The sequence below is a fragment of the Micrococcus sp. HSID17227 genome (assembly GCF_003989405.1).
GTDB lineage: Bacteria > Actinomycetota > Actinomycetes > Actinomycetales > Micrococcaceae > Micrococcus > Micrococcus luteus.
The window spans coordinates 1-8,998 of sequence record NZ_RBLN01000074.1 but is presented as its reverse complement, the minus strand read 5'-3'; the positions used below and the strand labels follow the sequence as shown (position 1 = coordinate 8,998).

Genomic DNA, 8,998 nt, shown 5'->3' with positions numbered 1-8,998 from the left:
CTCCGAGGCCGCCGCCCCGGACCGCGCCGCCGCCCTCACCCGCCGGGCCGCGCGCCTGGTCAGCACCGCCGACGCCCTGGAGGCGGCGGGTCGAGCGTTTCGGGACGGATCGCTAGACTGAAGGGGACGGCGCCGGGCCGCTGGTAACCCCGGGCTCCAACACACAGCCGCTGCGAGCGGCCTTCCGCCGAGAGGCGTTCCCGGTCCGGCGTCGTCGTCGACCCCTTCGCCACCCGTCGACGAGAGAGCGACCGCTGCCCATGTCCCCCCGCATGCCCTGGCTCGTCACGCGCGACACCCCGGCGCTGCGCCACATGGCAGACCTCGCCGAGGCCCTGCACCGGGCGGTGCACCTGGTGGCCCAGGTCGCAGGGACCCGCGGACCCGAGGCGGACCGTGCCGCCCGTGAGCTCGAGGAGCTCGACTCGTCCTCGAGCGCCACCCTCATGGCCTTCCTCACCGCGCTGCGCAGCGCCTACGTGACTCCGCTGCCTCGTCAGGACCTCTACCGGCTGGCCAGCGGCGTGCACGCGACCACCCGGCGCGTCGTGTCGGCGGGCGTGCTGATCCAACGGGCCGATCTGGAGGAGCTGCCGACGCACGCCCTCGACATCCTGGAGACCGTGGGCCGGCAGGCCGAGCTGCTCGCCCGCGGCGCCGCCGAGGTGCGCGACCTCGACGCCCTGGAGGCCACGTGGATGCAGCTGCTGCGCGCCTCCCGCCGCGCGGAGCGGGTCATGGTCGAGTGGCTCGCCGACCTCGGCATGGACCTGCTGCAGCGCGACTACAACCGCCAGCGCGAGGTCGCCTGGGCGCTGCACGCGGCGCTCGAGGCCCTCTCCCGCGTGAACATGGACCTGGGCATGGTGCTCGTCCGTGAGTCCTGAGCCGGTGGAGGCGCCGTGACCGCGGGGCTCGCCGTCGTCCTCGTGCTGCTGTGCGCCGTCGGCGCGCTGATGGGGTTCCGCGACGCCCCCAACGCCGCGGCGCTGCCTGTCCGGTACCGGGCGCTGACACCGCGCGGGGCCCTCCTCCTGACCGGAGCGGTCAACACCGTGGGCGCGCTGCTGGGCATCGGGCTCATCACGCTGAGCGTGCACTACTTCACCTCGCCCGCGGTGCGCAGCGAGATCGGCCCCCTGGCCGTGGGCGTGTCCTGCGTGGTGACCCTCGTGTGGGGTCTGCTGCTGTGGTGGCGGCGCCTGCCCGGCTCCAGCACGCACGCGCTGATCTCCGCGCTGGCGGGCAGCCACCTCGCCGTGCGCCTGAGTCTGGACATCGACGTCGCCCTCACCATCTTCGACCTCGTCCGCGCCGAGGTGCTGCTCAGCCTGCTGCTCTCGCCCCTGATCGCGTGGGCGCTCGCCCGCCTGCTCACCGCCCCCGCCATGCGGCTCGCCACCCGGGGCACCACGGTCAACGTCCAGCACCGGGCCCGCGTCGCGTTGGGCATCTCCGCCAGCGCCATGGCCATGGGCCACGGCCTGCAGGCCGGTCAGCGCATGGGGGTGCTGTGGGCCGCCGTGCTGGTGGGGTCCGGGTCCGTCCTGGCGCCGGACGCCCTGACGGCCGAGTTCGTGGGGGGCGCGTTCCTGTTCGCCCTCGCGGTCGGGCTCGGCACGCTGGGCGGCGCCTGGCGGATCGCCTGGACCCTCACCGAGCGTCTCGTGCGCCTCGACCCCCTGCGGGCGTCCGTGGCCGCCGTCATCCCCGCGGGCCTGCTGTTCGTCGGATCCCTGGTGTTCCACCTGCCCCTGTCCTCCACCCACACGGCGACGGCGGCCATCGTGGGCGCCGGCCAGACGCAGACCTACGCGTCCGTGCGCTGGCCCACCGTGCTGCGCGTGGTCGGCTGGTGGGTGCTCACGCCGGTGGCCTGCGCCCTTCTCGGCCTCCTCGGCACGCTGGCCCTCGTCCCGCTGGCCTGAGGCCGCGCCCGACGACGGCGGCCCGGCCCCGCAGACGCCGCGACCCCGCCCGGCGTGCGGCCGGACGGGGTCGGGGACGGAGCGCGGGGCGGCTCAGCCGAAGCGGCCGGAGACGTAGTCCTCGGTCTGCTGGCTCGAGGGGTTGTTGAAGATGACGTTGGTGTCGTCGTACTCGATCAGCTTGCCGGGCTTGCCGACGCCCTGGATGTTGAAGAACGCGGTCTTGTCCGCCACGCGCGCGGCCTGCTGCATGTTGTGCGTGACGATGATGACCGTGTACTCCTCCTTGAGCTCGTTGATCAGGTCCTCGACGGCGAGGGTGGAGATCGGGTCGAGCGCGGAGCAGGGCTCGTCCATGAGGATCACGTCGGGCTGCACCGCGATGGAGCGGGCGATGCACAGACGCTGCTGCTGACCGCCGGAGAGGCCGGAGCCGGGCTTGTCGAGGCGGTCCTTGACCTCGTTCCACAGGTTGGCGCCGCGCAGGGACTTCTCCACGAGCTCGTCCGCACGGGACTTGTTCAGGCGGGTGCCGTTGAGCTTGTAGCCGGCCAGCACGTTGTCCCGGATGGACATCGTGGGGAACGGGTTCGGGCGCTGGAAGACCATGCCGATCTGGGAACGGACGCGGACCGGGTCCACACCGGGCCCGTAGATGTCCTCGCCGTCGAGCAGGAGCTGGCCGTCCACGGTGGCGCCGGGGAGCACCTCGTGCATGCGGTTGATGGTGCGCAGGAAGGTGGTCTTGCCGCAGCCGGAGGGGCCGATGAAGGCGGTGACGGAGCGGGGGGCGATGTCGATGTTGACGCCCTCGACGGCCTTGAACTTGCCGTAGAAGACATCGACGTCGATGGCCTGGATGCGCTTGGACATGAGTGGTTCTGTTCCTTCGTGGAAGTCTCTGGGGGGGTGCGACGGGGTCGGGGCCGGCCGCCCGGGGGATTCCGGGCGGCCGGGCCTCACCGGCCCTGCTTGGGGGCGAACGCCTTGGCGATGAACCGTGCCGCCAGGTTGAGCAGCATGACGATGGTCACGAGCAGCAGGGCGGCTGCCCAGGCGCGGGCGGTCGAGGGGTCCGCCGCCGTGGGTGAGGTCGGGGCGACCAGCTGGCGGTAGATGTACACCGGCAGCGCGGTCATCCAGTTGTCGAACGGGTTCCAGTTGATGCTGGTGGCGAAGCCGGCCGTCACGAGGATCGGCGCGGTCTCGCCCGCCACGCGGGCGATGGCCAGGGTGACGCCGGAGGCGATGCCGGAGATCGCGGTGGGCAGGACCACCTTGGCGATGGTCTGCCACTTGCGCACGCCGAGGGCGTAGGCGCCCTCGCGCAGCTCGTTGGGCACCACACGGAGCATCTCCTCCGTGGATCGCACGACCACGGGGATCATGAGCACGGAGAGAGCGATCGCGGCCGTGAGACCCATCTGCACGGACTGCAGTGCGGTGGACTTGCTGCCGGTGACCAGGGTCAGGACCCACGTGATCGCGGCGTAGGCGAAGAGGCCGGCCACGATCGAAGGGATGCCGGTCATGACGTCCACGAAGAACACGATGGCCCGGGAGAACCAGCCGCCGCGGCTGTACTCCACCAGGTAGATGGACGTGAGCATGCCGATCGGCACGGAGATCAGGGTCGCGATGATCGTGATCACGACGGTGCCGATCAGGGCGTGGCCGAAACCGCCCGCGAGCCCGCCGGCGGGCTTGCCGTCCTCCACCCACGCCGAGTCGTCGATGCCGGTGATGCCCTTCATGTCGTACGCCATGATCTGCGGGTTGGCGATCAGGGTCGGCAGACCGGCGGAGAGGACCGACCACAGCACGGAGACCAGCGGCACCAGGGCCACGAGGAACGCCAGCCACACGAGGTTGCGACACAGGCCGTCTGCGGCGCGGCGCCGGTTCTCCATCACGCGCGTGGCCACGTAGAGCCCCGCGATGTAGAGGATGGCGGCGATGATCACGAAACCGACCACGTTGAAGGCGCCGCTGAGCAGCACGGTCAGGCCGGCGGCGACGACGGCCGCGGCAGCTGCGACGGCCATCCAGGTCCAGCCGGGCTTCTGACCCTCGGTCAGGGAATGACGCCGCGGCGTCACGCTGTCCTCGGTGGCCCGGGGAGAAGTCGAGACAGTGCTCATGTCAGTTGGCTCCCGAGAATTCCTTGTGCTTGCTCACGATCGCGCGGGCGATCATGTTCACCACGAGGGTGATGATGAAGAGCATGAGACCGGCAGCGATCAGCTCGTGCAGGCGCATGTTGAACGCCTCGGGGAAGTTGAGCGCGATCTCCGACGGGATCGTCTGGTTCCTGCCGGACTCCACGAGCGACCAGGAGAAGACGCCGCCGGAGAGCACCATGGTGACCGCCATGGTCTCGCCGAGCGCGCGGCCGAGGCCGAGCATGATCGAGGAGACGATGCCGGCCCGGGCGAACGGGAACACGGTCATCTTGATCATCTCCCAGCGCGTGGCGCCGAGGCCGAGCGCGGCCTCCTCGTGGAGCTTCGGGGTCTGGGTGAAGATCTCACGGCAGAGCGCGGTGATGATCGGCAGGACCATCACGGCCAGCACGACGCCCGAGGTCAGCAGGGTACGGCCCGTGGTGGTGGCCGAGCCGCCGAAGAACGGGATGAAGCCCAGGTTCTCGTTGAGCCAGCCGTAGATCGGCACCATCAGCGGAGCGAGCGTCAGCCAGCCCCACACGCCGTAGACCACGGAGGGGATCGCGGCCAGCAGATCGATCACGAAGCCCACCGACTGCGCGATGCGCGGGGGCGCATAGTGCGAGATGAACAGGGCGACACCGATCGCGACCGGGGTGGCGATGAGCAGAGCGATGATCGACACCATCACGGTGCCGGCCATGAGCGGCCACACGTACTGGAAGAAGGAGTCCGCAGACACGAGCTCCGCGCCCGGCTGCAGGGCAGGCCATGCCTCCGTCAGGAGGAAGACCGCCACGAAGGCGAGCACGAGCAGGATCAGGACGGCGGCCGCCAGGGCCCCGCCGGAGAGGAGCTTGTCTCCGGCGGCTCCGCGGCGGGGGCCGCGCAGGCTGGACGGCTTCGGTGCCGCTTCGTTGGTGGTTGAGGACACAGTGCCTTCCCTCGGATCGACGTGCATGGTGATGGACGGGCCGCGACGAACGAGCGCCCTGACGCGGCTTCAGCCGCCGGGCCCGTGGGGCCCGGCGGCCGAAGCGACGGTGGGTCAGCCGACAAGAAGCGACATCAGCCCTTGACCGAGATGGCCTCGATGCGCTCCATGGCCTTCTTGCGGGTTTCCTCGGAGATCGGGGCGTTGCCCGCGGACTTCTCGGCGGTCTTCTGACCGTCCTCGGACACGACGTACTCGGCGAAGGTCTTGACCTGGTCCACGGTCTCCTGCGACTCGTACTGGTTGCAGTAGATGTGGTAGGAGACCAGCACGACGGGGTACACGCCGGACTCGTCGGTGGCGCGGTCGAGCTCGATCGAGCCGTCCTCCTTGGCCTCGGACTTCTCGACGGTGGCGGCCGCGGCCTCGGCGGAGTACTTCACGTACTCCTCGCCGACCTTCACGGACACGGTGCCCAGCTCGCCCACGGCGGAGGCGTCGGCGTAGGTGATGGCGCCCTCGGTCTGGGAGGCCAGGCCCACGACACCCTTGGTGCCCTGGGCGGACTCGGCGGTGATGTCGGACGGCCAGGTCTCGACCTCGTCGTAGGACCAGGCATCGCCGGCGGCCTCGGTGAGGTAGGCGGTGAAGTTCTCGGTGGTGCCCGAGTCGTCGGAGCGGTGCACGACGGTGATCGGGGTGTCGGGCAGCTCGACGCCCTCGTTCTGCGCGGCGATGGCCTCGTCGTTCCAGTTCTTGATCTCGCCGGAGAACACCTTGGCGATGGTCTCGGCGTCCATCTTGACCTCATCGACGCCCGGCAGGTTGTAGGCCACGGCGATCGGGGAGATGTAGGCCGGCACGTGGAACGCACCCTCGTCGCCGCAGTTCTCCTTGGCGGACTCAGCCTCCTCCTCCTTGAGGGCGGCGTCGGAGCCGGCGAAGGAGGTGGCACCGGCGAGGAACTTCTCACGACCGGCACCGGAGCCGTCCGGGGAGTACTGCACGGTCAGGTTCGGAGCGATCTCGGTGACACCCTGGGTCCAGGCGGTCATGGCCGCCTCCTGCGAGGAGGCGCCGGCGCCGACCAGGTTGCCCTGGACCTCGGAGGTGGTGCCCTGCTCGCCGCTGGCGGAGCCGGAGGCATCGGAGCCGCCGTTGCCGCTGTCCGCGGAGGAGCAGGCGGTCAGGGCGATGGCGGCCACGGACAGGAGGGCGGCGGAGCGGCCGAAGCGGTGAGCCTTCACGAAGAGCCTCTTTCAATCGGATGACGACGGTGAGGGCAGAGCGTCCGGCTGGCCCGGTTCTGCACCGCACCCGACCGTACGGTCCAGAGGTGAATCGAGTGCTCGGCCGGGGTGAACAGATGGTGAACGGGAGCGGCATTCGCAGGAATGATCTGTGCCGTGGACCACAATGCTTGGTTGAGCCTCGCACGGCGAGGGCTCCCCGGCGTCGGACTAGGCTGGCCGCATGACGGACCGCTTCGCCACCGCCACGGGCACGGTGCCGATGGTCGACCCCCAGACCCGCGGGGAACGTCTCGGCCGCTTCCTGCGTCGGCGCGCCCGTGCGGGCTGGTCCCGCGTCCGCTCCTCCGTGGGCCAGGCCGCCCTCGTCGCTGTCTGCGCGGTGGGCGCCTACTGGTTCGCGGAGGCCGTCCTGGGCCACCAGCAGCCCCTGTTCGCCTCCACCGCCCTGCTGATCGCCCTCGGCTTCCAACGGGAGCCGAAGCTGCGCAAGGTGGCCGAGGTCGCCGTCGGCTGCACCGTCGGCATCCTGATCGGGGACCTGCTCATGGTCGGGCTCGGCCGCGGCCTGTGGCAGGCCTCGGTGGTCCTGTTCGTGTCCGTGATGGTGGCCCGGTTCCTGGACTCCGGCGCCACATTCACGATGCAGATGTCCCTGCAGTCCGTCCTCGTGGTCCTCCTGCCCACCGGCACGGGAGGGCCGTTCGTCCGCAGCCAGGACGCGATCGTGGGCGGCGTCCTGGCCCTGCTCGTCACGTTCCTCTCGCCCCAGGACGTACGCCGTCCCGCGGTGCGTCAGCTGGGTGGACTCTACGACTCGATCGCCACGGTGCTGCGCGACCTCTCCCGGGCCCTGCGGGAGGACGACTCCCGCACCGCCTGGATGGCGCTGGTGGCCAGCCGCGGCATGCACACCACGCTGGAGGCGCTGCGCAAGGAGCTGCGCGTCACGCATGAGCAGACCGTGTTCAACCCGCTGCACCGCTCCTCGCGCTCCTTCGTGGAGGACGCGGTGAACGCGGCGGACCGCTCGGATCTGGCGGTGCGCTCCCTGCGGATCGTGGCCCGGCGGGTGGTCTCGGCCCTGGACGAGGGCGTGCTCGACGACGACGTCCGCGAGCGCCTGGCCGCCTGGTTCGACGACGCCGCGGACGCCGTCGAGATCCTGCACCGCTCCCTCGTGGAGCCCCAGGCCGAGGGCCGCCATCGCTCGCTGTCCGTGGCGCGGGACGCCCTGGGGGCGTCCGCCTCCGCGTTGGACCCGCACCAGCTGGGCGGCGGATCCGTGCACGGCGAGGCGCTCGTGATGCTGCTGCGGCCCATGATGGTGGACCTCATCGAGGCCACGGGCGCCGAGCACGACGAGGCGCGGGCCTACCTGCCCCGCGTCTGAGCCCGACGGCGGAGCGCGGCCCCGGCGGTCGACGGCGGGGCCGTGCGCGGGCCGGTTAACGCGTCCGCCCCGGCTCCTAGAGTGGGCGCATGGCCACCAAGACCGCCCCGAAGCGCGCCCCCGGATACCGCTGCACCGAGTGCGGCTGGACCACCGTGAAGTGGGTCGGCCGCTGCGGGGAGTGCCAGTCGTGGGGCACGGTCGAGGAGATCGGGCTGACGTCGACCACCGGCCGCACGCGCGCGGCCACGGTCGCGGAGGTCGCGCCGCGCATCGCGGACGTGGACGCCACGCTGGCCTCGTTCCGCTCCACGGGGGTGCGCGAGCTGGACCGCGTGCTCGGCGGCGGCCTCGTGCCGGGCGCGGTGATCCTGCTGGCCGGCGAGCCGGGCATCGGCAAGTCCACGCTGCTGTTGGACGTGGCCGCCCAGACGGCGCGCGGCGCGGGAGGCGGCGGTCCGCGCTCGGTGCTGTACCTGACGGGTGAGGAGTCGGCGGCGCAGGTGCGCTCTCGGGCAGACCGGATCGGGGCGATCGCGGAGACCCTGCGTCTGACGGCGGAGACGGACCTGGGTCGGGCGCTGGGGCAGATCGAGCGGACGGACCCGGAGCTGGTGATCGTGGACTCCGTGCAGACCCTGCAGTCCACCGAGGTGGACGGGATCGCCGGGGGCGTCAGCCAGGTGCGCGAGGTGGCGGCCAGCCTCATCCGCACGGCCAAGGAGAAGGGGATCACCACGGTCCTGGTGGGCCACGTGACGAAGGACGGGACCATCGCGGGTCCGCGGCTGCTCGAGCACCTCGTGGACGTGGTCTGCCAGTTCGAGGGGGACCGCCACTCACGGCTGCGCCTGGTGCGTGCGGTGAAGAACCGCTTCGGGCCCACGGACGAGGTCGGCTGCTTCGATCTGCGGGAGGACGGCATCGAGTCCCTGGACGACCCCTCCGGTCTGTTCCTCTCGGGCGTCTCGGAGCCGGTCGAGGGCACGTGCGTGACGGTGACGCTCGAGGGCCGGCGCCCGCTCGTGGCCGAGGTGCAGTCCTTGCTCACCCCGTCCGCCGGCGGCAGCCCGCGCCGCACCGTCTCCGGCGTGGACGCGGCGCGCGTGAACATGCTCCTGGCCGTGCTCCAGCGCCGGGCCCGTTTCGCCCTCGCCCAGGACGACTGCTACGTGGCCACCGTGGGCGGCGTGCGACTCTCGGAGCCCGCCTCGGACCTGGCCGTGGCCGTCGCCGTGGCCTCGGCGAAGCTCTCGGCCCCCGTCCCGCAGGGGATGATCGCGGTCGGCGAGCTCGGGCTTGCCGGGGAGGTGCGCCCCGTGCCCGGA

Annotated in this window: 8 protein-coding genes; 4 read left to right on the top strand and 4 right to left on the bottom strand. The window is 71.4% G+C overall.

Features of this window, described 5'->3' with window-relative positions:
• Nucleotides 1-260 precede the first annotated feature (260 nt).
• Nucleotides 261-887 (top strand): hypothetical protein, encoded by a 627-nt coding sequence (locus D8M29_RS05675; protein ID WP_036339118.1) that lies wholly within the window; start codon nt 261-263, stop codon nt 885-887.
• A 15-nt stretch (nt 888-902) separates the two neighbouring features.
• Complete coding sequence (locus D8M29_RS05670) at nt 903-1,928, top strand: inorganic phosphate transporter (protein WP_002856097.1); 1,026 nt, start codon at nt 903-905, stop codon at nt 1,926-1,928.
• Between the two features lie 93 nt (nt 1,929-2,021).
• On the opposite strand, the gene pstB is transcribed toward D8M29_RS05670, so the two are convergent.
• The 4 genes from pstB to pstS all read right to left on the bottom strand — a co-directional run bounded on the left by pstB (nt 2,022) and on the right by pstS (nt 6,274).
• Nucleotides 2,022-2,801 (bottom strand): phosphate ABC transporter ATP-binding protein PstB, encoded by a 780-nt coding sequence (pstB, locus tag D8M29_RS05665; RefSeq protein WP_036314853.1) that lies wholly within the window; start codon nt 2,799-2,801, stop codon nt 2,022-2,024.
• A gap of 86 nt (nt 2,802-2,887) precedes the next feature.
• Nucleotides 2,888-4,069 carry a phosphate ABC transporter permease PstA gene (pstA, locus tag D8M29_RS05660; protein ID WP_036314852.1) on the bottom strand — a complete coding sequence of 394 codons (1,182 nt, stop codon included), beginning with the start codon at nt 4,067-4,069 and terminating at the stop codon, nt 2,888-2,890.
• Nucleotide 4,070: 1 nt separating this feature from the next.
• Entirely contained in the window at nt 4,071-5,027 is a 957-nt protein-coding gene (gene pstC, locus D8M29_RS05655) for a phosphate ABC transporter permease subunit PstC (RefSeq protein WP_036314850.1), read from the bottom strand.
• Between the two features lie 134 nt (nt 5,028-5,161).
• A complete protein-coding gene (gene pstS, locus D8M29_RS05650; RefSeq protein ID WP_127435315.1) occupies nt 5,162-6,274 on the bottom strand; it encodes a phosphate ABC transporter substrate-binding protein PstS in 1,113 nt (370 codons plus the stop codon).
• Between the two features lie 226 nt (nt 6,275-6,500).
• Here pstS and D8M29_RS05645 point away from each other — a divergent pair, with 226 nt between their 5' ends.
• Nucleotides 6,501-7,670 carry an aromatic acid exporter family protein gene (locus D8M29_RS05645; protein WP_036314845.1) on the top strand — a complete coding sequence of 390 codons (1,170 nt, stop codon included), beginning with the start codon at nt 6,501-6,503 and terminating at the stop codon, nt 7,668-7,670.
• 89 nt (nt 7,671-7,759) lie between these two features.
• Nucleotides 7,760-8,998, top strand: a 1,239-nt coding sequence (gene radA, locus D8M29_RS05640; protein WP_127445840.1) for a DNA repair protein RadA, incomplete at its 3' end; no start/stop codon positions are given.

Coding starts and splice junctions, on each gene's coding strand:
- D8M29_RS05675 (WP_036339118.1), top strand. CDS start 261: ATGTCCCCCCGCATGCCCTGGCTCGTCACGCGCGACACCCCGGCGCTG.
- pstB (WP_036314853.1), bottom strand. CDS start 2,801: ATGTCCAAGCGCATCCAGGCCATCGACGTCGATGTCTTCTACGGCAAG.
- pstA (WP_036314852.1), bottom strand. CDS start 4,069: ATGAGCACTGTCTCGACTTCTCCCCGGGCCACCGAGGACAGCGTGACG.
- D8M29_RS05645 (WP_036314845.1), top strand. CDS start 6,501: ATGACGGACCGCTTCGCCACCGCCACGGGCACGGTGCCGATGGTCGAC.